This window comes from Kitasatospora sp. NPDC058115 (assembly GCF_042884635.1).
Lineage (GTDB): Bacteria > Actinomycetota > Actinomycetes > Streptomycetales > Streptomycetaceae > Kitasatospora.
This window is the reverse complement of record NZ_JBHVTL010000008.1, coordinates 223222-249054: the sequence shown is the minus strand read 5'-3', so window position 1 is coordinate 249054 and position 25833 is coordinate 223222. Positions and strand designations below refer to the sequence as shown.

General features: G+C 73.3%; 24 protein-coding genes. 10 read left to right on the top strand and 14 right to left on the bottom strand.

Annotated elements, in window-relative coordinates; all coding sequences use genetic code 11:
• Positions 1 to 81: 81 nt before the first annotated feature.
• A complete protein-coding gene (locus ACFVVL_RS11600) occupies positions 82 to 552 on the bottom strand; it encodes an SsgA family sporulation/cell division regulator (RefSeq protein WP_387673516.1) in 471 nt (156 codons plus the stop codon).
• Between the two features lie 221 nt (positions 553 to 773).
• Between ACFVVL_RS11600 and ACFVVL_RS11595 the strand changes: the two genes are divergently transcribed.
• Positions 774 to 2435 (top strand): alpha/beta hydrolase, encoded by a 1662-nt coding sequence (locus ACFVVL_RS11595; RefSeq protein WP_387673513.1) that lies wholly within the window; start codon positions 774 to 776, stop codon positions 2433 to 2435.
• A 79-nt stretch (positions 2436 to 2514) separates the two neighbouring features.
• A complete protein-coding gene (locus tag ACFVVL_RS11590) occupies positions 2515 to 2922 on the top strand; it encodes a hypothetical protein (protein WP_380290619.1) in 408 nt (135 codons plus the stop codon).
• On the opposite strand, the gene ACFVVL_RS11585 is transcribed toward ACFVVL_RS11590, so the two are convergent.
• Complete coding sequence (locus tag ACFVVL_RS11585; protein WP_380290617.1) at positions 2874 to 3815, bottom strand: LysR family transcriptional regulator; 942 nt, start codon at positions 3813 to 3815, stop codon at positions 2874 to 2876. The genes ACFVVL_RS11590 and ACFVVL_RS11585 overlap by 49 nt on opposite strands.
• A 77-nt stretch (positions 3816 to 3892) precedes the next feature.
• On the opposite strand from ACFVVL_RS11585, the gene ACFVVL_RS11580 reads away from it, so the two are divergent.
• Positions 3893 to 4624: a hypothetical protein gene (locus tag ACFVVL_RS11580; protein ID WP_387673509.1), complete on the top strand. Its 732-nt coding sequence runs from the start codon at positions 3893 to 3895 to the stop codon at positions 4622 to 4624.
• Here the strand turns inward: ACFVVL_RS11580 and coaE are convergent.
• From coaE to rpsA, 4 genes are all read right to left on the bottom strand, one after another.
• The gene (gene coaE, locus ACFVVL_RS11575) at positions 4608 to 5201 is read right to left on the bottom strand and encodes a dephospho-CoA kinase (protein ID WP_387673506.1); all 594 of its coding nucleotides are present in this window, start codon (positions 5199 to 5201) and stop codon (positions 4608 to 4610) included. The two genes, ACFVVL_RS11580 and coaE, sit on opposite strands and share 17 nt — an antisense overlap.
• 33 nt (positions 5202 to 5234) lie before the next feature.
• Positions 5235 to 5876, bottom strand: a complete 642-nt coding sequence (locus tag ACFVVL_RS11570) for an MBL fold metallo-hydrolase (protein WP_387673503.1) — start codon at positions 5874 to 5876, stop codon at positions 5235 to 5237.
• Positions 5877 to 5900: 24 nt separating this feature from the next.
• On the bottom strand, positions 5901 to 8144 hold the full coding sequence (locus tag ACFVVL_RS11565) for an MMPL family transporter (protein ID WP_387673500.1): 2244 nt from the start codon (positions 8142 to 8144) through the stop codon (positions 5901 to 5903).
• Positions 8145 to 8376: 232 nt separating this feature from the next.
• On the bottom strand, positions 8377 to 9867 hold the full coding sequence (gene rpsA, locus ACFVVL_RS11560) for a 30S ribosomal protein S1 (RefSeq protein WP_350543883.1): 1491 nt from the start codon (positions 9865 to 9867) through the stop codon (positions 8377 to 8379).
• 419 nt (positions 9868 to 10286) lie between these two features.
• Between rpsA and ACFVVL_RS11555 the strand changes: the two genes are divergently transcribed.
• Complete coding sequence (locus tag ACFVVL_RS11555) at positions 10287 to 11141, top strand: class I SAM-dependent methyltransferase (protein WP_387673497.1); 855 nt, start codon at positions 10287 to 10289, stop codon at positions 11139 to 11141.
• Between the two features lie 3 nt (positions 11142 to 11144).
• Entirely contained in the window at positions 11145 to 13655 is a 2511-nt protein-coding gene (hrpB, locus tag ACFVVL_RS11550) for an ATP-dependent helicase HrpB (protein ID WP_387673494.1), read from the top strand.
• A 49-nt stretch (positions 13656 to 13704) separates the two neighbouring features.
• Here the strand turns inward: hrpB and ACFVVL_RS11545 are convergent, their stop codons facing one another.
• Entirely contained in the window at positions 13705 to 14997 is a 1293-nt protein-coding gene (locus ACFVVL_RS11545; protein ID WP_387673576.1) for a tetratricopeptide repeat protein, read from the bottom strand.
• Between the two features lie 196 nt (positions 14998 to 15193).
• On the opposite strand from ACFVVL_RS11545, the gene ACFVVL_RS11540 reads away from it, so the two are divergent.
• From ACFVVL_RS11540 to ACFVVL_RS11525, 4 genes are read left to right on the top strand one after another with little or no spacing between them, the layout of a single operon-like run.
• Positions 15194 to 15679, top strand: a complete 486-nt coding sequence (locus ACFVVL_RS11540) for an ATP-binding protein (protein WP_387673491.1) — start codon at positions 15194 to 15196, stop codon at positions 15677 to 15679.
• Complete coding sequence (locus tag ACFVVL_RS11535; RefSeq protein WP_387673489.1) at positions 15676 to 16116, top strand: NAD-dependent epimerase/dehydratase family protein; 441 nt, start codon at positions 15676 to 15678, stop codon at positions 16114 to 16116. The genes ACFVVL_RS11540 and ACFVVL_RS11535 overlap by 4 nt, the downstream gene beginning before the upstream one ends.
• Positions 16117 to 16150: 34 nt before the next feature.
• Positions 16151 to 17275, top strand: a complete 1125-nt coding sequence (locus tag ACFVVL_RS11530; protein WP_387673486.1) for a DegT/DnrJ/EryC1/StrS family aminotransferase — start codon at positions 16151 to 16153, stop codon at positions 17273 to 17275.
• A complete protein-coding gene (locus ACFVVL_RS11525) occupies positions 17272 to 17931 on the top strand; it encodes a formyltransferase family protein (protein WP_387673483.1) in 660 nt (219 codons plus the stop codon). The genes ACFVVL_RS11530 and ACFVVL_RS11525 overlap by 4 nt, the downstream gene beginning before the upstream one ends.
• A 50-nt stretch (positions 17932 to 17981) precedes the next feature.
• On the opposite strand, the gene ACFVVL_RS11520 is transcribed toward ACFVVL_RS11525, so the two are convergent.
• On the bottom strand, positions 17982 to 19169 hold the full coding sequence (locus ACFVVL_RS11520) for a glycosyltransferase (protein WP_387673480.1): 1188 nt from the start codon (positions 19167 to 19169) through the stop codon (positions 17982 to 17984).
• Positions 19170 to 19373: 204 nt separating this feature from the next.
• Positions 19374 to 19841: an NUDIX domain-containing protein gene (locus ACFVVL_RS11515; protein ID WP_387673477.1), complete on the bottom strand. Its 468-nt coding sequence runs from the start codon at positions 19839 to 19841 to the stop codon at positions 19374 to 19376.
• A gap of 510 nt (positions 19842 to 20351) precedes the next feature.
• On the opposite strand from ACFVVL_RS11515, the gene ACFVVL_RS11510 reads away from it, so the two are divergent.
• Positions 20352 to 20762 (top strand): VOC family protein, encoded by a 411-nt coding sequence (locus tag ACFVVL_RS11510; RefSeq protein WP_380290586.1) that lies wholly within the window; start codon positions 20352 to 20354, stop codon positions 20760 to 20762.
• Positions 20763 to 21145: 383 nt separating this feature from the next.
• On the opposite strand, the gene ACFVVL_RS11505 is transcribed toward ACFVVL_RS11510, so the two are convergent.
• From ACFVVL_RS11505 to ACFVVL_RS11485, 5 genes are all read right to left on the bottom strand, one after another.
• A complete protein-coding gene (locus ACFVVL_RS11505; RefSeq protein WP_387673474.1) occupies positions 21146 to 21919 on the bottom strand; it encodes a GNAT family N-acetyltransferase in 774 nt (257 codons plus the stop codon).
• Between the two features lie 105 nt (positions 21920 to 22024).
• Positions 22025 to 23164, bottom strand: coding sequence for a DUF3103 family protein (locus ACFVVL_RS11500; RefSeq protein WP_387673471.1), 1140 nt, complete (start codon positions 23162 to 23164; stop codon positions 22025 to 22027).
• 161 nt (positions 23165 to 23325) lie between these two features.
• Positions 23326 to 24075 (bottom strand): hypothetical protein, encoded by a 750-nt coding sequence (locus ACFVVL_RS11495; RefSeq protein ID WP_387673468.1) that lies wholly within the window; start codon positions 24073 to 24075, stop codon positions 23326 to 23328.
• 133 nt (positions 24076 to 24208) lie between these two features.
• A complete protein-coding gene (locus ACFVVL_RS11490; protein WP_387673465.1) occupies positions 24209 to 24940 on the bottom strand; it encodes a hypothetical protein in 732 nt (243 codons plus the stop codon).
• Between the two features lie 173 nt (positions 24941 to 25113).
• Positions 25114 to 25806 carry a hypothetical protein gene (locus ACFVVL_RS11485; protein ID WP_387673462.1) on the bottom strand — a complete coding sequence of 231 codons (693 nt, stop codon included), beginning with the start codon at positions 25804 to 25806 and terminating at the stop codon, positions 25114 to 25116.
• Between the last annotated feature and the right edge of the window lie 27 nt (positions 25807 to 25833).

Here is a 25833-nt window from a genome sequence, read left to right as displayed (position 1 = left end):
GCAGCGCCGCACTGACGGATGGCGGCGCGACCCCCGCGCCCCACAGGTAGCCAAACAGACACCCACAGTAATCGGGTGTGCTCACGGCCCGGGTGAGGCGGCGCCGCCGTCGCGCAGCCGGCGCAGCAGCCCGTCCAGGTCGAGGCGGGTCCGCTCGCGGCCGGCCGGGACGAGGCGCTCGGTCTGGGCCAGGAAGCCGCGGACCCGGTCGGCGGGGGCGCGCAGGACGACGCTGCCGCCCTCGCCGATCAGGGCGATGAGGACGGAGCCGGGGTGTTCGGCCTCGCCGGGGCGGACGGTGACGCTGCCGAGGCCCGCCGGGGCGTGCAGACCGGCGGCCAGCAGCTCGCGGGCGAAGACCCAGCTGATCGGGGTGGCGAGGTCGGTGTGGCTGTCGAGGACGACGGCGTACGGGTCGGCGGCGCGGTAGCGCAGCCGGGCGGGGACGGCGAGGGTCAGGCCGGGCCGGACCTCGACCCGGAGGTCCAGCGCGACCGCGCAGCCCTCGTCGGCGGCGCGCTGCGCGGGGACGCGCGGAGGCTCGTCCGTCATGACCGCCCCCCGGCGTGCAGAATCGATTCTTCACAAGCGCCACGGGCGGAAGGGTCAGGGCTCACGGCAGGAACAACGAGCCACCCCGGCTTCGGCAACCCCCGCCGCGGACCGGTCACCCGGGTGACGCCGGAACGGACCAGTCCGGCGGGCGGGCCCCCCGCCCCCGGCCTAGGCTTCCGAGGCGGAACCACCCCTGGCGCCCTCGGAACGGAACCCCCATGCACCCTGTCGTACGCGGCGCCGGAGCGCTGGGCCTGGCCGCGGCGCTGGCCGGCGGCCTCACCGCGTGCCAGAGCGGGCCCATGGCGGCCTCCGCGAAGGTCGAACCGACCACCGCCGCGACCACCCCCGCCGCCACCGGCGCGACCCCGCCCCCGGCCCCGGCCGAGACCTCGACCACCGCCCCGAGCACCACCCCGAGCACCGCCCTCCCCGCGCTGCCCGCCGCGCTCACCGGCCAGCGGCCCGGCTGGCAGGCCTGCCCCGCGCCGTCCGCCGCCCAGGGCGGCGGCCAGGCCCCGGGCGCGCCCTGGGAGTGCGCCACGCTGAAGGCCCCCCTGGACTACGCCGAGCCGGACGGCCGGAGCGTCGACCTCGCCCTGATCCGGCTGCCGGCCACCGGCGGCCAGCCGAGGATCGGCTCGCTGCTCTTCAACTTCGGCGGCCCCGGCGCCTCCGGCGTCGCCACCCTGCCCGCCCTCGCCGAGGACTACGCCGACCTCAACACCCGCTACGACCTGGTGAGTTTCGACCCGCGCGGGGTCGGCGACAGCGCGGGCGTGCGCTGCCTGGACGACGCCGCCACCGACGCCACGGCCGCCGTCGACGCCTCGCCCGACGACGACGCCGAGGTGCGGGCACTCGCCGAGGCCACCGCCGCGTACGCCAACGCCTGCCGGGACAACTCCGGCGCCGTCCTGGCGCACGTCGACACCGTCTCGGCCGCCCGCGACCTGGACCTGCTGCGCCAGGTGCTCGGCGATGACAGGCTGCACTACTTCGGCTTCTCCTACGGCACCGAACTCGGCGGCGTCTACGCCCATCTGTACCCGCACACCGTCGGCCGCCTGGCGATGGACGCCGTCGTCGACCCGGCCCAGGATCCGGTGCAGAGCTCGCTCGGCCAGGCCAAGGGCTTCCAGCTCGCCCTGGAGAACTTCATGACGGCCTGCGCCGAACAGGCGGGCGAGGCCTGCCCGACCGGCCCGGGCGGCGCGCAGGGCACCCGGCGGATCACCACCCTCCTCCAGGGCCTGGACGCCGCCCCGCTGCCCGCCGAGGGCGGCCGCACGCTCACCCAGGACCTCGCCGTCACCGGGATCGCCGCCGCGCTCTACAGCGAGGCGAGCTGGAACGCCCTGGCCGTCGGCCTCCAGGAGGCGCTGGAGGGCGGCGCCGGCACCACCCTGCTGGCCCTCGCCGACGCCTACGTGGGCCGCGACGCCCAGGGCCGCTACAGCAATCTGTTCGCCGCCAACCGGGCCATCAGCTGCGTCGACGACCGGCAGCGCTACACCGCCGCGCAGGTGCAGGAGCAGCTCCCGGCGTTCCGTCAGGCCTCGCCCGTGTTCGGCGACTTCGCCGCCTGGGGGCTGACCGCCTGCGCGGGCTGGCCGGTGGCCGGCCTCACCGACCACCCCGACGTCAGCGCCCCCGGCGCGCCGCCGATCGTGGTCATCGGCAACACCGGCGACCCGGCCACCCCGTACGAGGGGGCCCGCGCCATGGCGCACGGCCTCGGCGCCGGCGTCGGAGTGACCGTCACCCTGCGCGGCCAGGGCCACGGCGGCTACGACACCGGCAACGTCTGCCTCAAACAGGCCGTCGACCAGTACTTCCTGGACGGCGTGGTGCCCGCCGACGGCACCACGTGCACGTAACAAGCCGTCACCAACCTCCCACCCCGGTCGGGGACTTCACGGCGCCACGCCCTACCGTGGGCCCCGGAAAGGGGACCACATGACCGCCAACCCGCCACGGCTGCAGGGCAACCGCTGCCTCCTCGACCGCGCGCACCCGTTCCCCGAACGGGTCACCCGGCTGGTCCGGGCCTGGGAGGACGACGGCCGGGCCGGCTACCGCCTGGTCGACGGACGGGCGTTGCTCGCCCTCTACTGCTGGCACCTGGACGCCACCCGGCGCGGCACCGCCGACGACGACCCGGCCACCACCGCGTACGTCGCCGCGGCCTTCGCCGCCAACGGGGGCGCCGACGGCTGGGACGAACTGCTGCGCGAACGCGCCGACTGCACCTGCCACGGCCAGAGCTGGCGGCTGGAGAACATCTCGGTCTGCCTGGGCTGTCTGCGCTACGTCTGCTACCGGGTCGACGGCCCCTGCTGCCCCGGCGCCCGCATCGTCGGCTGATCCCCGTCCGGGTCCCCGGTCAGCAGACGGGCCAGCAGCGCGGCCGGCCCCTCCGGCAGGGCGCCGTGGACAAGTTCGGTGCGGTGCACCAGCCGGGGCGACCGGACCGCAACGGCCACCACGCCCGGCGCGCCCGCCAGGGCGGCGGCGGGCAGCAGCACCGGGCCGTGCCCGGCGGCGACCAGGGCCAGCAGCCCGCGGACGTCGGTGCCCAGGTAGCGGGCGGCCGGCCGGAAGCCGTCGACGGCGGTCACGGCCCGCAACCGGGCGCCGCCCGGGGCCAGCCCGGGGGCGTCCAGCCAGCGGGCGGCGGACAGGTCGGCGAGCGCGAGCCCGCTGCGCCCGGCCAGCGGGTGGTCCGCCGGCAGGGCGACGGCCAGCGGCTGCTCCGCGACCGCGACGGTGGCGAGCGGGCCCACGTCGGGCAGCGGGAGCGGATCGGACGGAGCGGCCGGGCCGTCGACGAGCGCCAGGTCGACGGCGCCGGTGGCGACCTCGGCGGGCAGGTCGTCCAGGGCGACCACCCGCACCGTCAGGTCCACCGTGGGATGCACCCGGCGCACCTCGGCGAGCGCGCGCCCCACCTGCGCCCCGAGCGCCAACGGGGTGGCCCCGACAGTGAGGCGGGCGCTCGCGGCACCCGCCAGGCGCGCGATGTCGGCCCGTGCCGCGTCGATCCTCAGCAGCAGCGCGGAGGCGTGCTCCAGCAGCCGCGCCCCCGCCCCGGTCGGACCGACCGGACGGCGGTGCAGCACCGCCGTGCCGAGGTCCGTCTCCAGCGCGGCGATCTGCTGGGAGACGGCGGACTGGGTGTAGCCGAGCACGCGGGCCGCCTCGGAGAACGAGCCCAGCCGGGCCACGGTGACGAAGGTGCGCAACTGCTGCGGCTCCACGCGCCATCACGTCCACTGATCGGGGAGTAAGGAATCATCGTTGGCGCTGATCCCGCGCCGGCGGTCAGGATAGCCGCATGACGCACCCAGCCCCCCGCCTCGCCCTGGTCGGCGACCGCTCGACCGCCGTCCGCTCGCATACCCGCGTCCCGGCCCTGCTCGACGCGCTCGCCGAGCGCGACCAGCTCGTCCTGGACGCCTACTGGATCCCCACCGAGGAGGCCGCCGCCCCCGGCGCGCTCGACGGCTTCGACGCCGTCTGGCTGCTCCCCGGCAGCCCGTACCGCAGCGAGGACGGCGCGGTCGCCGCCGTGCGCACCGCCCGCGAGCGGCGCATCCCCTTCCTCGGCACCTGCGCCGGCTTCCAGCACGCGGTGCTGGAGTACGCCCGCCACGTCTGCGGCATCGGCGGCGCCGCGCACGGCGAGAACGACCCCGGCGAGGCGGACCTGGTGATCGTGCCGCTCAGCTGCTCCCTGGTGGGCCACGAGGGCGCCGTGCACGTGACGCCCGGCTCGCTGGCCGAACGCGTCCTCGGCGCACCGCGCACGGTGGAGCGCTACCACTGCGGGTACGGGCTGAACGACGCCTACCGGGAGCGGCTGAGCGCGGAGGGCCTGCGCTTCAGCGGCACCGACGAGACCGGGGCGCTGCGGATCCTGGAGCTGCCCGCCGAGACGCACCCGTTCTTCCTGGCCTCGCTGTTCCAGCCGGAGCTGGCCGGCGACGGCACCCGGGCCCATCCGATGATCCGCGCCTTCGCCGCCGCCGCGGTGCGCGCGGCGGACGCCGTCAGCGCCCGGCGGTGAGCCGCTCCCACACCTCGGCCACCCTGGGCGCGAGCTCCTCCAGCGGGCCGCTGTTGTCGATCACCAGGTCGGCGATCGCCAGCCGGTCGGCCCGGCTCGCCTGGGCGGCCATCCGGGCCCGGGCCTCCTGCTCGGTCATGCCGCGCAGCCGGACCAGCCGCTCGACCCGCACCTCGTCCGCCGCGTCGACCACGATCACCCGGTCGTAGAGCGGGCCGAGCCCGTTCTCGGCGAGCAGCGGGACGTCGTGCACCACCACCGCGTCCGGCGCGGCCGCCGCCTCCAGCTCGGCGGACCGCGCCCGGACCAGCGGGTGGACGATCGCGTTCAGGGCCCGCAGCCGCTCCGGGTCGGCGAAGACGATCGCGCCGAGCGCCGGCCGGTCCAGCGAGCCGTCCGCCGCGAGCACGCCCTCGCCGAACTCGGCGGCCACCGCCTCCAGGCCCGCGGTACCGGGGGCGACCACCTCGCGGGCGATCACGTCGGAGTCCACGATCACCGCGCCGTGGGCGGCGAGCAGCCGCGACACCTCGCTCTTGCCCGCGCCGATGCCGCCCGTCAGTCCGATCTTCAGCATGGCGCCAGGCTACCGGCGGACCCCACCGCGCGGTCACCCCAGGTCGAGGCTCTCCCCCTCGCCCAGGGTGCGCAGCTCCGCCCCGGTGCCCGGCCCGCCGGGGCCGACCAGACGGGTGTGCACCGCCAGGCCCGCCGTGCTGAGCACCGCGTCGTGCACCGGAACCACCTGCCGCGGCCCGGCCTCGCGCACGTAGTCGACCAGTTCGGCGACCTTGGTCCAGGGCGCGGCGATCGGCAGCAGCAGGGTGTCCACCGGCTGCGGCGGCACGGTCAGCGCGTCCCCCGGGTGGAACAGCCGCCCGTCGAAGAGGAACCCGACGTTGCGCACCCGGGGGATCTCCGGGTGGATCACCGCATGCCACTCGCCGTGCACCGTGACGCCGATCCCGCCGAGGTCGAAGGCGTCGTCCTCACCGACCGCGGTCACCCGCCGGGCCACCCCCTCCAGCTTCCGGGCGACATCCGGGTTGGTCCACACCCGCAGCGCCGGGTCCGCCTCCAGCGCGGCCCGCAGCGGGGCCTCCTCGAAGTGGTCGGCGTGCTCATGGGTGATCAGCACGGCGTCCGCTCCCGCCAGGACGGCGGGGTCGGTGAACATCCCGGGGTCGACGACGACCGTCGTCCCCCCGTGCTCCAGGCGTACGCAGGCGTGTCCGAACTTGGTGATCCGCATGCCTCGCACGGTACTCCCGAACCGCTACGGCGCGGTGGTGGCCAGCTCCTTCTCCGCGACGGGCCGCGGCGAGGGCAGCACCGCCGGTGCGATCGTCGGCAGCTCCACGTGCTCGCTCAGCCCGAACCGGTCGTGCAGCCGGCGCAGCGGGGCCGGCGCCCACCAGTTGAACTCGCCGAACAGGCTCATCGCGGCGGGCACCAGCAGGCAGCGCACCAGCGTGGCGTCGACCGCCACGGCGACGGCCAGGGCGATGCCCATCTGCTTGACCATCAGCATGTCGCCGAGCGCGAAGCCGGCGAAGACGATCACCATCAGCAGCGCCGCCGAGGTGATGATCCTCCCGCTGCGCTGGACGCCCAGCTCCACCGACCGGGTGCAGCTGTGACCCTTGTCCCGCAGTTCCTTGATCCGGGCGAGCAGGAAGACCTCGTAGTCCATCGACAGGCCGAAGGCGAAGGCGAACACCAGCACCGGGATGAACGTCTCCAGACCGCCGGTCGGGCTGAAGCCGAGCAGTCCGCTGAACCAGCCGTCCTGGAAGACCAGGGTGAGCGCGCCGAGCGAGGCGCCCAGCGAGAGCAGGTTCATCAACAGCGCCTTGACCGGCATCACCACCGAGCCGGTCATCAGGAACAGCAGGATCAGGGTGCCGAGGGCGACCAGGCCGAGCGCGATCGGCCCGCGGGTGTGCAGTTCGTCCTGGAAGTCGACCACCGAGGCCGCGCCGCCGGTCACCTCGGTGGTGAGCCCGCCGCGGTCGGCGCGCAGCTCCTTCACCACCTGCTTGGCCTGCCCGCCCTGCGGGTCGCCGTGCACCAGGACGTCGATGGTGGAGACGGTGTCGCTCACGGGAGTGACGGCGCGCACGCCGCTGACGCCCGGCAGCTGGGCCACCACGTCGTCCGCGTAGGCCTGGGCCACGGCGGCGCCGCTCTCCACCACCACCGTGATCGGGGCGGCGGAGGCCTGCGGGAAGCGCTGGTCGATCGTCTCGGCGACCTGCCGGCCGGCCGAGGAGGCGGGCAGCACGGAGGCGCCGGAGTTGCGCATGTCGGCGTGCAGGAACGGCGCGCCGGCGGCCATCAGCAGCGCCGTGCAGACCAGCGCCACGGGCACCGCCCGCTTGCCGACCCGGCGCACCGTCCGGCTGAAGAAGCCCTCGTCGGGGACGGGCGCCGTGGGTGCCTTGATCCGGCTCCCGGCGAAGCCCAGCAGCGCGGGGATGAGGGTGAGCGCGGCGGCGACCGCGATCACCACGACGCTCACCCCGGCCGCCGAGACGGCGGCGAGCACCGGGCTGGTGAAGACGAACAGGCCGGAGAGCGCGACGGCCACGGTCAGTCCGGAGAAGGCGACGGTGCGCCCGGCGGTGGCGGCGGTCCGCTCGACGGCGGCGGCGATCGTCGCGCCGTGGCCGCGTTCCTCGCGGAAGCGGTTGACCATGAGCAGCGCGTAGTCGATCGACAGGCCGAGGCCGAGCACGGTGGCGATGGGCAGCACGCTGGTGTCGATGTCCATGATCCGGCTGAATCCGAACATGGCCAGCAGCGCGCCGCCGACCGAGGCCACGGCGCCGATCACCGGCAGGCTGGCGGCGGCCAGGCCGCCGAAGACCAGCACCATGACGATCAGGGTGAGCGGCAGGGTGACGATCTCGCCGAAGCGGGTGTCCTTCTCGGTCTGCTTCTTGACCTCGTCCTGGAGCACCAGGTCCCCGCCGACGGTCACCTTTCCGCCCTCGGCCCGGACGTCGCTCTGAATGGCGGAAAGCCGCTGGGTGACGGCGGTGGTCTGGGCGGAGGTGCTGGTGTCGGACATCCGCACCGAGACCAGGCTCGCGGTGCCGTCGGCCGAGCGAAGCGCGGCGGCGCCCGGGCCGGGGCCGTAGGCGTCGGTGGCCGAGGAGACCCCGGGCAGGGCGGCGATCTCGGCGGTGGCCCGGGTGACGGCGTCCCGGACGGCCGCGTCGTCCACCGGCCGGCCGTCCACCACCGCGGTCACGGTGCCCCTGGCCGGGTCGGCGGCGGTGACGACGGCGCTGCCGCGGTCCGCCTCGGAGGAGGCGGAGGAGGCGCCGGCCACCGAGCCCTCGAAGACCCGCCCGCCGATCAGCACGCCTATCACCAGCACGACGGCCCAGAAGCCGAGTACCCAGCGTCGCTGCCGGTAGCAGAACCGGCCGAGGGCGGCGAGGCGCCCACCGACCTGCTGGTCGGCGGAGCGAGGGGCGGAGGCAGCGGAGGACACGGCGGAGCGAGGGCTCATGTGCGGGGGGTGCCTAGCGTGCGGGGCCGGGTGAGCGGCCCATCGGGCAACTCCTCCCAAGGTAGGTGCGATTCATCGAATCACCCATAGGTATGCAATGAGCCCCTCATCACAAAAATTCGCCCGATAAAGAACAAATAATGAAGGTCGAAAAACAATGAACCCCGCTCGGAAACCGAGCGGGGTTCATCGGTGACGCTATGCGCTAGTCACGCACCAGCGGGGCAGAGCCTCAGCTCTGGCCGCCGGCCAGCTTCTCGCGCAGGGCGGCCAGGGCCTCGTCCGAGGCCAGGGCGCCGGAGCCCTCGTCGCTGCTGGACGAGTAGGAGCCACCGGCGGCGGCGGCGACGGCGTCGCCACCCTCGGCAGCGGCCTCCGCGTCGGCCTCGCGGCTCTTGATGACCTGGGCCTGGTGCTGCTCGAAGCGGGCCTGGGCCTCGGCGTACTGCCGCTCCCACTCCTCACGCTGCTTCTCGAAGCCCGGCAGCCAGTCGTTGGCCTCGGGGTCGAAGCCCTCCGGGTAGATGTAGTTGCCCTGGTCGTCGTAGGACGCGGCCATGCCGTACAGGGTCGGGTCGAACTCGACCTCGGCCGGGTTGGCACCCAGCGCCTCGTTGGCCTGCTTCAGCGAGAGGCTGATGCGACGACGCTCAAGGTCGATGTCGATGACCTTGACGAAGATCTCGTCGCCGACCTGGACGACCTGCTCCGGGATCTCGACGTGGCGCTCGGCCAGCTCGGAGATGTGGACCAGACCCTCGATGCCCTCGTCCACGCGGACGAACGCACCGAACGGAACCAGCTTGGTGACCTTACCCGGGACGACCTGGCCGATCTGGTGGGTACGGGCGAACTGCTGCCACGGGTCCTCCTGGGTCGCCTTCAGCGACAGGGAGACACGCTCGCGGTCCATGTCGACGTCGAGAACCTCGACGGTGACCTCCTGGCCGACCTCGACGACCTCGGACGGGTGGTCGATGTGCTTCCAGGACAGCTCGGAAACGTGGACCAGACCGTCGACGCCACCCAGGTCCACGAAGGCACCGAAGTTGACGATCGAGGAGACGACGCCGGAGCGCACCTGGCCCTTCTGCAGGGTGGTGAGGAAGGTCTGGCGGACCTCGCTCTGGGTCTGCTCCAGCCAGGCACGGCGGGACAGGACCACGTTGTTGCGGTTCTTGTCCAGCTCGATGATCTTGGCCTCGAGCTCCTTGCCCACGTAGGGCTGGAGGTCGCGGACGCGGCGCATCTCGACGAGCGAGGCCGGGAGGAAGCCACGGAGGCCGATGTCGAGGATGAGACCACCCTTGACGACCTCGATGACGGTACCGGTGACGATGCCGTCCTCTTCCTTGATCTTCTCGATCGTGCCCCAGGCACGCTCGTACTGAGCGCGCTTCTTGGACAGGATGAGACGACCCTCCTTGTCCTCCTTCTGGAGAACCAGGGCCTCGATGTTGTCGCCGACGGCGACGACCTCGTGCGGGTCGACGTCGTGCTTGATCGACAGCTCGCGGGACGGGATGACGCCCTCGGTCTTGTAACCGATGTCGAGGAGGACCTCGTCACGGTCGACCTTCACGATGACGCCCTCGACGATGTCGCCATCGTTGAAGTACTTGATGGTCTCGTCGATCGCGGCCAGGAACGCCTCGGCGTCGCCGATGTCGTTGAGCGCGACCTGCGGGGTGGTGCTGAGGGAGGAGTCGGTGGGGCTCGTCATTAGGAAAAGGGCTCCGGTACGGACATGAAAGTCGTAGGTAATGCCACGCGGAGGGCCCGTATCGCTCCCACCGAAAGCCGGACAGCCAAGAACACGGAGCACCGGGATTCCCGTGACAACGGGAGATCGGCGTCCGTCTTGCGACCGTGGGGTCTTCGACAGATGCGAGCGCGACCTGCTCCGTCCGAGGCGCGCAGGCCCGCAGCGCAACTTGTAGCATACGGGGACGGCCAGGCACGGTCAACGCCAAGAACGGCAAGACGGTGGAGCCCGGTATGGAACAGGCCATATCCTCCGATTGCGCACCTCGATGGGTGGCGGCCGCAGGGAGGACCCTTTCCCCGGATGCCACCGCCGGGACACCGGACCTCTCGGACCGGTTCACGGCAGCGGCGCTTCCGCAGACGACACCCTACGCGATGGGCCTTCTCACCGTGACCGGCACCCCCCTCCCCGACCCCATTGATCTTGACGAGGACGGCGACGACGCGGTAAGGCGCTCCGCCGGAACCGGCGAGAGCAGCCGCGCCAGCCGCCACTGGTGGGACCGCAACGCCGACGAGTACCAGGACGAACACGGCGCGTTCCTCGGCGACGACCGGTTCACCTGGTGCCCCGAGGGCCTCGACGAGGCCGACGCCCGGCTGCTCGGCGACGTCACCGGCCGCACCGTCCTGGAGATCGGCGCCGGCGCCGCCCAGTGCTCGCGCTGGCTGGCCGGCCGCGGCGCCCGCCCGGTCGCCCTCGACATCTCGCACCGCCAGCTCCAGCACTCGCTGCGGATCGACCTCGCCCGCGGCGCCGCACCCGTCCCGGTCGTCCAGGCCGACGCCGCCGTGCTGCCCTTCGCCGACGCCTCCTTCGACCTCGCCTGCTCCGCCTACGGCGCCGTCCCGTTCAGCGCCGACACCGCCGCCCTGATGCGCGAGGTCCACCGGGTGCTGCGGCCCGGCGGGCGCTGGGTCTTCTCGGTCACCCACCCGATCCGCTGGGCCTTCCCCGACGAGCCGGGCGTCGAGGGCCTCACCGCCGTCGCGTCCTACTTCGACCGCACCCCCTACGTCGAGGAGGACGAGCAGGGCCGCGCCACCTACGTCGAGCACCACCGCACCCTCGGCGACCGGGTCCGCGAACTCGTCGCGGCCGGCTTCCGCCTGCTCGACCTCGTCGAGCCCGAGTGGCCGGAGGGGCACGAGCAGGAGTGGGGCGGCTGGTCGCCGCTGCGCGGGCGGTTCATCCCCGGCACCGCGATCTTCGTCACCGAGCGGGACTGACGCGTGCATCCGTCCTGGCGCGAGCTGCCCGTCCGCACCGCCCTGCCCGCCCTGCACGAGGCGCTCGACGGGCCCGGCACCGCCGTCCTCGCCGCGCCGCCCGGCACCGGCAAGACCACCCTGGTGCCGCTGGCTCTCGCCGGGCTGCTGGATTCCGGCCCCGTGCGGCGCGTGCTGGTGGCCGAACCGCGCCGGCTCGCCGTCCGGGCCGCCGCCCGGCGGATGGCCTGGCTGCTCGGCTCCACGGTGGGCGCCGAGGTCGGCTTCACCGTGCGCGGCGAGCGGCGCGTCGGGCCGGACACCGTCGTCGAGGTGGTCACCACCGGCGTGCTGCTCCAGCGGCTCCAGCGCGACCAGGAGCTGCCCGGGGTCGACGTCGTCGTGCTCGACGAGTGCCACGAACGGCACCTGGACGCCGACACCGCGCTCGCCTTCCTGCTCGACGTGCGCGCCGCCCTGCGGCCCGAACTGCGGATCGTCTGCGCCTCCGCCACCTCCGACACCGCGGCCTGGGCGGAACTCCTGGGCGGCGCGCCGGTCGTCGAGGCGCACGGCGTCTCGCACCCGGTCGAGGTGGTGTGGGCGCCGCCGCCGCGCGCCGTCCGGCCCGCGCACGGCACCCGGGTGGACTTCGCGCTGCTCGACCACGTCACGGCGGTGGTGCGGCGGGCTCTGGGCGAGCGCGACGGGGACGTGCTCTGCTTCCTGCCCGGCGTCGGCGAGATCGCCCGGGTCGCCGGACAGCTCGCCGGCGTGCCCGCCGAGGTGCTCCAACTGCACGGCCGCGCCCCGCAGGCCGTGCAGGACGCCGCGCTCACGCCGTCCGACCGGCGCCGCGTCGTCCTGGCCACCGCCGTCGCCGAGTCCTCGCTCACCGTGCCCGGCGTGCGGGTCGTGGTGGACGCCGGGCTCGCCCGCGAACCGCGCACCGACCACGCGCGCGGACTCGCCGCCCTGGTCACCGTCCGCGCCTCACTCGCCGCCGCCCGCCAGCGGGCCGGCCGCGCCGGGCGCGAGGCCCCGGGCACCGTCTACCGCTGCTGGGCGGAGGCCGAGGACGCCCTCGCCGCCCGCTTCCCCACCCCGGAGATCGCGCTCGCCGATCTGACGTCCTTCGCCCTCCAGGCCGCCTGCTGGGGCGACCCGGACGCCACCGGACTCGCGCTGCCCGACCGGCCCCCGGCGGGGGCGATGGCTGCGGCCCGGGAGACCCTGCTCGCCCTCGGGGCGGTCACCCCGGACGGACGGGCCACTCCGCGCGGCACCCGCCTCGCCCGCACCGGCCTGCACCCCCGCCTCGCCCGCGCCCTCGTCGACGGCGCGCCCCTGGTCGGCGCCGACCGGACCGCCGAGGTGGTCGCCCTCCTCTCGGAGGAACCACCGCGTGCGCTGGGGGACGACCTCACCGCCGTCCTGCGCACCGTCCGCACCGCGCGGGACCCGTACGCGGGCCGCTGGCGCGAGGAAACGCGCCGCCTGCGCCGAGCCTCCGGTTCCGAACCGTCCACCGGCCTCCCCGACTCCACGGCCGTCGGCCTGGTCGTCGCCCTCGCCTTCCCCGAACGCATCGCCCGCGCCCGGGTCGAGCGGCCCGCCCCGGGCGAGCGCAGCCCCTACCTGATGGCCTCGGGGACAGCGGCCGAACTCGCCCCCGGCACGGCGTTGGGTTCCCTCCCCTGGCTCGCCGTCGCGGTCGCCGACCGCCCGGCCGGCTCCCCCTCCGCCCGGGTGCTGCACGCCGCCGCCCTCGATGAGGACACCGCCCGCCAAGCCGGAGCACCCCTGCTGTCCGACCGCGCCGAAGTCCACTGGGACACCCGGCGCAGCGAAGTCGTCTCCCGCCGGGTGGAGTCCCTCGGCGCCATCGAACTCGCCGAGAAGCCACTCACCAACCCCGACCGCGCCCTCGTCCGCGCCGCTCTCCTGGAAGGCCTCAGCCGCGAGGGCATCAGCACCCTCCTGACGTTCCCCTCCAACCTCCGCGAGCGTTTGGCCTTCCTCCACGGCGCTATCGGAGCCCCCTGGCCCGACGTCAGCGACGAGGCGCTCCTCGACCGCGCCGACGAGTGGCTGGAACCCGAACTCTCCCGCGCCCGCCGCCGATCCGACCTGGCCCGCATTGATACGACAGCCGCCCTCCAACGCCTCCTCCCCTGGTCCACCGGCGAGGCAGGCCGCCTGGACGAACTCGCCCCCGAACGCATCACTGTCCCCAGCGGATCGAAGATCCGAGTCGACTACACCACCGACCGCCCGGTGCTGGCCGTCAAGTTGCAAGAACTCTTCGGCTGGAAGGCCGCCCCGGCCCTGGCCGCCGGAAGAATCCCCCTCACCATCCACCTCCTCTCCCCCGCCGGCCGCCCCGCCGCCATCACAGGAGATCTGGCGTCCTTCTGGCACCACGGCTACCCCGCCGTCCGCGCAGACCTCAGGGGCCGCTACCCCCGCCACCCCTGGCCCGAAGACCCGACAACGGCAGAGCCCACCAAGCGCACCAACGCCCGGAAGCAGTAGGCGAGAACTCCGCCACCCGTCGATCGGGTAGCGGAGCCTCCGACAAGGGTCAGGCCGCCTTCGCCATCGGCCGAGCACGGTCATACAGGTCACGCGCGTACCGATTTCCCTGGTAGGGCTTGATCACGGCCATCATCGAGCGGAACCGGTCGTCGGCCCGTCCGGATTGGATGGTCGGGTACTCGTCGAGAGCCCGATGCCAGTCCACGCAGGCTTCTTCGAGTCGGCCGGCCTGCAACTTCCACTCTGCGAGCATGCCGGTCATCCGCACCCGGTTGCGGACGTAAACGGAGTACCGCAGACGGTCCGACGTCTCCATGGCGGCGATGGCACCAGACTTGTCGCCGAGTTCCCACCGGACTTTGGCCTCGTGGTACGCCAGGGAGGACGGGTCGTAGGAGCCGAACGCCTTGGCCTTGGACTCAGCCTGCTCCATCGCGACCTCCGCTACCCCCAGGTGGTACAGGGCTCCGGCCTTGTCGCCGGTCTGGGCTGCGGAATGGGCCTGCTGCCCGGCGAGGAAGGCCCGCATCCGAGGGCCGGCCTGCGGTGAGGCGGCTGAGGCGGCGTCCGCGAACCGCATGGCGGTACTGCCGTGGCCGAGGTCGACGGCCTGGACGCTCATGCCGCGCAGGGTGGTGCAGTACGTGAGGTGGTCGCCCGCGTGCCCTGCCAGCTCCAAGGCCTTCGTGTAGTAGCGCTGGGCGAGGGCATCATGGCGTTCATCCATGGCCATGTAGCCGGTCAGGTAGCAGTGGTCGGCTGCGGCCGACAGCATCGCCTTGCGAACATCCTCGGTGGCGTCCGCCTGTAGATACGGGGCGATGGTGTTCACCAGGAACGAGGCGGCCATCGGGCGAGCCATCCGGCCGCCGAACTGGTCGTCCAGATCGCTGATCCGCTCGGTCATCGCGATGACCGAGCGGACCTCCGCCGTACCGATCCGCGTATGCGGATTGGTCCGCAGCATCTCGAACCGGCCGACCAGGTCGGGCCAACCGGGGATCCCGAGGGCCACCGAGTACAGGCCGGCCGTGAGGACTCCCCGCCGTGATGGGTCCATGTCCGCACTCCCCAAGTCGATCAGTCCCGACACCGTATCCGTCGACTGCTCGGCGGTGGCCGATTTGTCTGAGAATCCGGCCTCGAAGGCTGTGATCGGCCGTTTGAGCCTCCGCGCCAGCGTCTCCAGGACCACCGGCAGCGCCCTCACCGCAGGCGAGGTGCCGGCGAGCCAGTGAGAGACGGCCGAGGCGTCGTACTTGAGCCGTTGCCCAGTCTCAGTGCCGGTCCGGTTGACGGCCCGCGCCAACTCACCATTCCCCCAAGTGGCTTCGATCATCAACGAGGCGAGCTTGCGGTTCGGCACACGGTCGGTTCGCACGACAGTTCCCCCTTGCAAACGGGTTTCAAGGGTTTCAACTTCCCGGCTCATCTCGACCATAGCCGACGGCAGGCCGAGCTTGTTGACTTTTCGTTACCAGTCAATCACCAGCAGTGGTGCGACTTGCCCCTCCCTTGTTCCTTCGAGGTACCCCATGCTCACTTCCCGCCACCCCCGCACGTTCGCCGCCCGCCTCGACTCGCGAACCGAATCCAACCAGCTCGCCAGGCACTTGCTCCGCGCCTACCTCGCCGCCCTCCCGACCGGCGACCACTACTCCGGCATCGCCGAACTCCTCCTCAGCGAGCTGTTCGCCAATGCCGTCCAGCACTGCGACGCCCCTATCGACAGCCTCGTCGAGATCCGCTTCGCCCTCATCAATTCCCGCCTGCGCCTCGAAGTCCACGACGCCGGCAGCGGCCGCCCGTCTCTGCGCTCCCCCTCCCCCGACGACGAGCACGGACGCGGCCTCTTCCTCGTCAACGAGCTCGCCGAGCGCTGGGGCTGCTGCCCGCGAGCCGGTGGCATCGGCAAGTTCATCTGGGTCCTCATCGCGCCTTCCCTCACCACCACCGCCGGCGAACTCCTATCCACCACCCCCAGCCCCCGAGACCACCACGGACGAAAGGTCCAGGCATGAACAAGGTGCTGATCACCGGAGGTGCGGGCTTCATCGGCTCGCACTTCGCCAGGCTGCTGCTGCGGTGTGACGATGTGGCCCAGGTGACCGTGCTCGACGCCCTCACCTCCGAACTCGTGCTCCGCGACGGCACCCCCGGCGAGGTCTACAACATCGGCGGCGGCACCGACCTGTCCAGCAAGGAGTTGACCGGCATCCTTCTGCAGATTTTCGGCGCGGACTGGGACCAGGTGCGTTACATCCCTGACCGGGCCGCCAACGACCTGCGCTACGCCATGGACTGGTCCAAGACCGCTGCCCTCGGCTACCAGCCCGGCAAGGACCTGGTGAACGGCCTCGTGGAGACCGCCGACTGGTACCGGAACAACCCCGACCGGTGGGCGCCGCTCTTGCGCACCCCCACCGAGGCCCCCAAGCCCTTCCACCATCCCGTGTGAACTCCCCGCTCGCGACAACGGAACGGACAATGCCTTGAACAGCAGCGCCCCCGAGTACCGGCGCAACGCGACCCCCTTCCTCCACGGCCAGGAGGCCGAGGCGGTGGCCCGCGTGCTTGCGGCCGGCCAGTACGGACACACCGAGGTCACCGAGGAATTCGAGCGGAAGGTCGCCGCGTTCCTCGGCGTTCCGGACGCCGTTGCCGTCACCTCCGGCACCGCCGCGATGCACACCGCGCTCCTGGCGGCGGGCATCGGCGCCGGGCACGAGGTGGTTGTCCCCTCGCTGACGTTCTGCGCGACCATCCAGGCGATCCTGGCCTGCGGTGCCGAACCCCGCTTCATCGAGGTCGCCCCCCACACCCTGTGCGTCGAGCCGGACGCGGTGGCGGAGGCGATCACCCCCGCCACCCGGGCCGTGATGCCCGTTCTGTTCGGCGGCCGGGCCATTGACCTCTCCGGCATTCGAAGCGCGCTCGACCGGCAGGGCATCGCCGTCATCGAGGACGCAGCCCACGCCTTCGGCTCCTACAGCGGTCCTGCCCGGGTCGGCGGCACCGGAGATCTGACGTGCTTCTCCTTCGGTCCGGTCAAGAACCTGACGTGCGGCCAGGGCGGGATGGTCGTCCCCCGTACCCCCGAGGAAGCCGCCACGATCCGCAGGCTGCGGCTGCTCGGCGTCGTCGCCTCGCAGGCCGAACGGCAGGCCGCCACGTCCTATCGTGTGGAGGGATTCGGCCTGCGCTACCAACTGTCCTCGATCAACGCGGCGATCGGGCTGGCCCAGCTCCCCGGGTTCAAGACCACCGAGGTCAAGCGTCAGCGGCTGTGGCGGGCCTACCGTACGGCCCTGCACGGCGCCAAGGGCATCACCCTGGTGGACGTGGACGTGGACCACACGGTGCCGCACCTGTGCGTGGTGCGGGTCGCCGACCGGGAAGTGGTCTTCCGACGGATGCTCGCCGCAGGAATCGCAGTCGGCGTCCACTACCCGCCCAACCACCTCCAGCTCGCCTTCGCTCAGTGGCGGCGAAGCCTTCCGGTCACCGAACAGCTCGGGAGGGAGATCCTGTCGCTGCCGTTCCACCAGCACATGACCGAGGACGACGTCCACCACGTCGCCACCGCCCTCAAGCGCGCCACCCGGAACGAACGGTGAGGCGCGCGGCCGTCCTCGGGAAAGGGGCCCTCGCCGCGCATGCGTGCGAGACGATCGCCGCTCTGACCGGCACCACACTGGACACGGTGATCCCGAACGCGGTCGAGCCGGACTGGGACATGCGGCTGTCCGACTACGTCACCGAGCGCTGGCCGGCCACCCGCGTCCTACGCTCGGGCGACTGGCGGGACCTGGAGCCGGGCCGCTGCGACCTGGTGTTCAGCGTTCTCTACGACAAACTCATCGGCCCTGAGCTGATCGACGCCACCGAGCACATCATCAACTGCCATCCTGGCCGTCTGCCCGGCTACCGGGGCGTGCGGCCGGTCAACTGGGCGCTGCGCAATCGCGAGCACCTGCACGGCATCACGATCCACGTCATCGACTCCGGGATCGACTCCGGGCCGATCCTCGCCGAAGCGGTCTTCTCCATCTGGCCGGACGTGGACGAGGTCAAGGACGTGTGGCGGCGAGCCATGGAACACGGGCGGTTGCTCATCTCGGACACGCTGCCCAAGCTGGAGCACATCGTGCCCCGACCGCAGGAGACATCTGCGGCGGTCACCCACTTCAGCCGCGACAACGCCGGCCTCGGCGAACGCAGCAACTGGACGCGGGCGGAATCCACAGACGGGAGCAGCGTCCACGGTGCCTGAGCACACCGAAGCCCGGGGCCAGCCCCGTCCCGGGCTCCGGTGGCCGGCCGTCAGTGTGCGACGGCGGCCGCCAGAACCAGGTCCACCAGCCGGTCAGCGGCATCCGGCCGGCCGTAGGAGCGCGCGCGCTCCGCCATGCCCGCACGATGGTGGGCGTCGGTCAGCAGTGGGTCGACCGCCACACGGAGGCGCTCCGCCGTCACATCGCCGAGGAGCGCGACCGCGGCCCCGGCATCGTGCAGGTGCCCGGCGTTGTGGGCCTGCTCGTTGCCGGCCGAGCTGGCGAGGGGAACGAGAACCGAGGCCTTGCCCAGCGCCGTCAGCTCCGCGATCGTGCCTGCCCCGCTGCGGGAGACCACCACATCGGCCAGTGCGAGGACATCTGGCAGTTCGGGACCGACGAACCCGGTGAGCAGATACCGGGACCCCAGATGCGGGGGAAGAGCCGCAGCGCGGGCCCGCAGGGCTTCGACGTTCGCCGGGCCGCACTGGTGGACCACGTTGGCACTGGCCAGCAACCGGGGCAGAACGTCGGCCACCAGTCCGTTGATCTGCTCCGAGCCCTGCGCGCCGCCGGTGACGTACACCGTCGGCAGGTCACGGCGGAAGCCGTGCAGCCCAAGAGCCTGGATCGCCTTGTCCGCATCACCGGTCAGCACCTCGGGCCGCACCGGATTGCCGGTGACGACCGCAAGCGAGCGGACCGCCTCGGGCAGCAGCGGCAGCGTGGACTCGGAGGACACCGCGATGCGTGCCGCCCGTCCTGCGAGCGTTCGGTTGGCCAGGCCCAGGCGCACCGTCTGCTCGTGGACGACCAGCGGGCGACGACACAGCGAAGCGGCGATGCCCACCGGAACCGCGACGTATCCGCCCGTGGCCAGCACCACGTCCGGGCGGAACCGGGAGAGCACTGCGCGGGCCTGGGCGACACCGAGCGGCACACGCGCCATGTCCCGCACGTTCGCAGGGGAGACCATCTTGATCGGGTTCCGGTGGCGCCGGATCTTCCCCGTGGCGACCGCGGTGAACTCGATCCCCTCACCCGCCGCGACACGGGACTCCAAGCTGTCCGCTGTGCCGACCCACAGCACGTCCAGCGCCCGGCCGACAGCGGCGAGCCTCGCCCGCGCGGTGCGCACCGCGGTGAGCGCCGGGTAAGTGTGACCGCCCGTTCCGCCGCCCGTCACGATCAGCCGGAAGGCTCGCTCCGGGTGGCGGCCGACGGCATCGCTGGTCACAGAGGAACTCCCCATCCGTTCATGCCTGGAAAGCGGCGTCCGAACACTGCGGACGATAGCAGGACACCGTCCTCGCCATCGGCGCGCGAACTGTGCAATGCCGCAGTCAGCTTCACCTCATCGAGGGCACGTCCGCGACACCTCCTGCGGCAGCCCGAACACGGTCGATCGCACCAACGCCAGGAGCCGGACGACGACCGGTGGCTAACGCACGACGGGGATCGCCCCGGAGCGCCAGTCGGCCAGCCGCCTGCGGATGTTCGACACCATCGGCAGCCCGTCCGTTTCGGCCGGGGTGAACCACGCCACCTCGTGGGACTCGTCGGACACCCGCAACTCCCCGCCGAGTGGGCGGCCGAGGAGGCAGATCGAGAACTCCTGGCGGACCTCGCCGTCGTCGTAGGCGAACACGTGCCGGGGGTCGGTGTAGGTGCCGACGATCCCGGTGATCTCGATGTCGATGCCGGTCTCCTCGCGCGTCTCTCGCACCCCGCACCCGGCGAGCGACTCGCCGATGTCCATCCTGCCGCCGGGCAGCGCCCACATGCCGTTGTCGGTACGTCGCTGGAGAAGAACCCGGCCCGCGTCGTCGACCACGACCACGGACGCGGCCGGGACGAGGGAGTTGGCCGCGGGGGCGTCGGGGTCGTCCTCGTAGTCACGCCTGGGCATGATCCACCACCTCTGCTACCGGGATGGCCCACACGTCGCGACGCTCTCTCCCACAAGTCCTCGACGTGGCCGGCGAAGCGATCGAAAACGCCGTCGCCCTGAGCCCGCCTGACATGCATCACCGGAGCGTCGTGGCCGACCCTACCCGGCGAAGGCGAGTTCCCGGGTCGCCCCCTTGTCAGCTGACGCCACAGCGAGGCCGGCGCCACCGATCGGTAGGCCGCCCCACCCTCGACAGCCGCCCCCGACAACGAGCACGGACGCGGCCTCTTCCTCGTCGACGAGCTCGCCGAGCGCTGGGGCTGCTGCCCCCGCGCGGGAGGTACGGGCAAGTTCGTCCGGGCCCTCATCGCCCCCTCCCCTGCCCTCCCTCTCGCCGCCCGAAAGCCCCCCTCCGAGGCGAACGGGATCCGGGGGCGGATCCACCAGGAAATCCCTGTTCCCGCCCCCCGGCGGAGCCGCTCAGAGTCTGTCTCGAAGTCGGGCGTGGGCTTGTGGCAAGATCACGGGATGCTGCGACTCACCGATTTCATTATCGACTGCCCGGACACCATGAAGCTGGCGGGTTTCTACTCCGAGGTGACGGGCCGTCCGATCAAGGAAGGAAGCTCCGAGGACTGGGCCGGCATCCAGTTCGGCGAGATCGAGCTGGCATTCATCCGGGTGGACGACTACCGCGCTCCGCAGTGGCCCGACATCGAGCACCCCAAGCAGTTCCACCTCGACTTCGAAGTGGACGAGATCGCGTCCGAGCAGCGCCGCGTCCTCGACCTCGGCGCGACGCTGAGGCAGGACTTCATCGGCCCCGACGGCTACGGCTGGCAGATCTACACCGACCCGATCGGCCACCCCTTCTGCCTGTGCCGCAACAAGGGCGTCATCTGGACCGACCAGGGCCCGATCTGGCCCGAGCGCGACTGACGCGGCTTCGGTGAAGTCGGCTGCCGATCCTTCGATACTTGTCCGCTGACGGTTCAGGGCCCGGTCGACTGCGGTGGTTCGATCCCGAGCGCCGGCCCGACAGCCCGGGCGGCGCCCTCCCACCGTTCCGCCCCTGCGGAGCGGTTCGGCGCTCGGGGTGGAAGCCCAGGAACGGTTGCGCTCGGGGGCGGGGCCGGGCACCGTCTGCGGCGAGCCGGTCGCCTCCACCACGCGCCCCGTCCCGTCCCGGTCCCCTCCGGAGCAGCCTCGCACCCCGAACGGCGCCGCCCCGAGGCACCCCGCGATGCCCGCCCCCCGCTGCCATCCGCGCACGGAAAGTCGGCCGGGGCACGGCGATGCGGGCGGGCCGACGGGCTCCGCCGCTACGCCGTCCCGGACGGCGAGGCCCACCAGGTCGAGGGGGCGGCGACCGTGTAGCCCAGGGACTCGTACAGGGGGCGGCCCAGCTTCGAGGCGGTGAGGGTGGCGGGAAGGTCCGCGATGTGGGCGAGGGCGCCGAGCATGACGGCGCGGCCGACGCCGCGGGAGCGGAAGGCGGACGAGGTGGCGATCCAGTAGTGGCTGGCGAGGCCGTCGGCCACCACGCTCACGCCGGCGCCCGCGGGCACGCCGTCGACCGAGGCGATGAACACGTCCACGCCCGGCTGTTCGATCAGCGTCGGCGGGAAGAGCTCACCCGCGCGGTGGGGCTCGAAGCTGTCCAGCTCGAAGCCCTCGATCACGATCCGCTCGGCCGCCCGGAGGTCCTCGGGCCGCCTCGCCCGGGTCACGTCCAGTGCCGGGGCCTCGACGGGGCCGGGCGGGCGCAGCATGATCGGCATCTGCCAGGTCCGCAGGCCCAGGTGGCCCAGGTCCGTCGAGCCGAACGGATCCTCGACGACCACCGGTCCGGCGGCCCGGCGGACCAGTTCGCCCACCTCGGCGACCTCGCCCGGGTCGAGGTCGGGCTCCTGGATCAGGATCCGCCCGCCGGCCCGCGCGTCACCGTGGACGGCGAGGAACCCGCGGCGCCGGATCACGTCGTGGCCCCGGGACACGCCGGTGGCGGTCCAGAAGGCGGCGGAGTTGCGGGCCTGGAGCGTCGGCGCCCCGGCCAGGGAGGCGGTCCGGCCGGTCGACATGTGATCCGTTGTCATTGGGCCCACGGTAGTACGAACGTGCCTTCTTGACACGGGTTGATCAACTGCGGGCCGACCGGGCCGGGCCGGCGCGGCGCGTTGCCACACCGGCCCGGCCGGGGGTCAGAGCTGGCTGACCCAGTACGGCTCGACGGTCATCCAGCCGTTGCCGCGGGCGCCGTTGAGGCGGCCGGTGCTGGTGCGGGCGAGGGTGTACCAGGACTCCACGTAGTCCGGGTCGTCGGTCCACCAGTTGGAGGGCAGCGCCGCCAGGACGGCGTTGACCAGCGGGATGTAGGCACCCTGGTCGGCGATGGTGAGCAGGACGGCGGCGATCGCCTGGGCGAGGGCCAGGTAGTTGGTGTCGCCGTCGTCCTCCATCAGCACGACGTCGGCCAGGTTGTACTTGTAGTTCGACCAGTTCACCAGGATCTGGTTGGGGTAGTACACGGTGCCGTCGTACTGGAGGTACGGCATGGCGACCGAGTCGACCCGGACCTTGCCGTCCTGGCCGAAGCCGCTGACCAGGCTGAACATCTCGGCGGCGCCCTTGAACCAGGGCTCCTCGTCGTCGTTCACCTCGACGGAGGTGATCTTGGTGCCCCACCAGCCGGCGGCCTGCGCGGCGGCGGGGGCGGGGGTGGCCGGGGCTGCCCCCCGGGCGGCCAACTCCCGCTGGAGCAGGTCGACTCCGGCCGCGCTCGCCTTGGCGGTGTCGATGTCGACCAGGTAGACCGGACGGGTGGGCAGGGTGGCGGCGTTCAGGGCGTGCGCCCGGCCGGCCGTGTCGTAGGCGCGGACGGTGCGGGCGTGCTCGTCGGTGCCGGCGGTGGCCACCAGCGGCGCGGCGCCGGCGTCCAGGGCGGCCCGCATCGACGGGTCGGCCAGCTGCACGCGCAGCAGCGGACCCAGGTCGCCGCCGAGGCCCTTGGCGGCGGCGATGGCGCGGTCCCCCTGGGCGGTAGCGGCGGCGAGGCCCGGGAAGCCGGCCGCCAGCGCGGCGAGTTCGGCGGAGGCGGAGGCCGGGGCGGAGGCGGTCGCGCTGCGCAGCCGCTCGCGCAGGGCGGGGTCGGCGAGGGAGGTGGCCAGGGTGCGGGCGATCCCGTCCTCGATCGCGGTCACCGGGGAGGCGGCCGCGCGAACGGCGGGAACGGGGGCGGAGGCAGGGGCGGGGGCGGCGGCCACGGCCTGGCCCGCGCCGAGCGCGAGCAAGGGCAGGGCCGTCAGCGCGACAACGGCGCGCCGCAGGCGGGACTGGGACATGAGGGGATCTCCAGACTCGTCGGATGGGGCGGCGGAGCAGCGGGGCAGGTGGTGCCGCGCCCATGATCGAAGACGTCGGCGCCATGACAAGTGAAGAGGCTCCCTGACCCGATATCAACCCCCGGGATGCACGGCCGCCGCCCCGGCGGCACGGACTTCGGTCACCCCGGGCCGGGGGCACCCTCCGCCGTCCGCCCGACCTCCCGAACCGGCCCCTGCCCCTGCCCCTGCCGCTCGTCGGTCGGCACCGGGTCCGCCTGCGCCTCGTCGGCCGGTGACGGGCCGGCCACGAGAAGCGGGGGCCTGCCGGGCCTCCCGATGTACCGGGTGGTTCGGAGGTCGACCGGCAGACCGGCGGGCGCCAACACGTCCCCGAGCTGCTGGACGAGCCGCCGCGGATCCCCGGGGACGTCGCGGACCGACAGCGACGCCCCCCGGTAGCCGGCCGCCGACACCGTGAAGGTCTCTGCGCGCGGCCGCGGGTCCCCGTCCACGGGCTCGTGGATCCGGTGCACCACCTCCAGCCCGCCGAGCTCCGCCACCGGTCGCCACCGCCCCGGCAGTCCCAGCCGTACCAGGCGCATCCGGACCGGTGCGTGCGGCGGCGAAAGCTCCAGGCGGCAGGGCCGGGTGAGGGTGCTCCAGCCGGCCAGGAGGCCGCAGACCAGCAGCTCCAGCAGCGTCACCGCCCCGACCAGCCCGACCGCCGCCCCGGCGCCGAGGCCCAGGGCAACGTGGGCGACCACCCCGGCCAGCGCTCCCAACGGCAGCAGGATCACCTGCGGTCCCAGTACCGACAGCACCAGCTCCGAGCCCAGCTCCCCGACGGCCTCGCGCACCCGGTCCCGGCCGGTGCCGAGCACCAGCACCGCCGACTCCGGCCCCACCCGCACGGTCACCCGCTCCGTCACGGCCCCAGCGTAGGGCCGTGACACCGGGCGCAGAAGCCCTCCGGACGACCGCGGCCGGCCACCGCGGCGAAGCACGGGGATCCGGGCGGGCCCCCGGCCTCCGGAGCCCCGGTCCGCGCCCGGCCGCCGGGGCTCAGGAGCTCGGCTCCGGCGGCGCGTCGACCGGCCCGACGTCGACCGGCACGGCGTCCACCGGCACGGCCCGAACGGCGCGGGCATCGACGGGCGGCCGGGCCGGCGCCGCGGGGAGCTTGCGCGCCGTCCGCCGGACGGTGACGAACTCCACCGGCACCCCGGCCGGTTCCAGCGCCCCGGCGAGCTCCGCCGCGACCGCCCGGGGGTCACCGGTGCCCTCCCGGTACAGCGAGCGGGGTCCGCGCACGCGCACCGACACCTTCCACCGGTCGTTCTCCGGCCCCGGCCGGCTGTCCACCGGCGCGGTGACCAGGTGCACGATCTCGACGCCCAGCAGGTCCGCGATCGGCCGCCACCGGCCGCCGGGCCCGGCCCCGACGACCCTGAACCGCTCGGGGGCCCCGGGCGGGCCGAACTCCAGCTGGTGGAAGGCCCGGAGCGCGTCCCGCACCTCCCGGATCCCCCACAGCGGCGAGCACAGGAGGTAGGAGCCGGCGGTGATCGCCGCACTGGTGCGGGGATCGCGTTCGAGCACGTGGCGGAGCAGCAGGACCAGCGGGACCCAGGCGGGGATCCACCACACCTGCCGGCCGGCCCCGACCAGCGTGCGGGAGAGGACGATCCACCCGGCGGACCGCCACCGCCCGCCGCCCGGGCGGACCGTCAGGACCACGGAGCGCCCGGTGTTGCGCAGGCCCGGCCCCGGCTGCTTCACGGCCTTCCACGGCATCACCGCCCGTCACCTCCCCACTCGCCGCAGCGTAGGGGCGGGCGGCATCGCCCGGAACACCGTCGGCACGCCGAAGGCCCGCGCCCCGCCACCACCGCTCCGGCCCGCGAGGCGCCGCCCGTGCCGGCCCACCCACCCGGACTCGCCAGCCGCCCGGACTCGCCCGCACGATCTCACCCGCCGCCGGAGAAGCCCCCGCCGGAGTTGGCCGAGCCCGAGCCGCCGTAGACCCAGCCGCCGGAGGAGGGCCGGGGCTTGGGGCGCACGCGCCGCTCGGTGCGGCGCAGGACCGGTACGCCGGCCGGACCGAACAGGTCCTCCAGGGCGCGCTGGAGCGCGTCGGCGTCGGTGTCCTTCGGCGCCCGGTGCGGGCGGCCGTCGTCGCCGGTCGCGACCACCACCGTGATGTCGAGGGTGCGGACGGCCGGTTCGGTATCGCCCTCGTAGGGCTCCTCCACGGTCTCGTCCAGCTGGACGCGCCGCAGGCCGGAGGAGACCGGGATCCAGGCGCCGGCGCGGGCACCCCGGACGACGCGCAGTTCGGCCGGAGCCTCGGCCGGGGCGAACTGGATCCGGCGGACCGACCGCAGCTCGGTGGAGGCGGCGAACGGCCACAGCAGCAGCGCGGCGGACGCCCACAGCGCCCCGCAGACGGTCACCGCGGCCACCAGGGTGGCACCGATGATCACCGCGACCATCACGACCAGGACGGCGAAGGGGACGAAGACGACACCCACCGCGAGCAGGACGGCGAGCGTGCGCAGCACCAGCAGCGCGGCGGCGGGCAGGGAACCTCCGCCCGGCTCGAACACGAGGTCGACGGTGGTGCCGTCACGGCCGCGGCGGAGCACCTCATCGGCAGACATGACCGCCAGGGTAGGGCCGTCCACCGC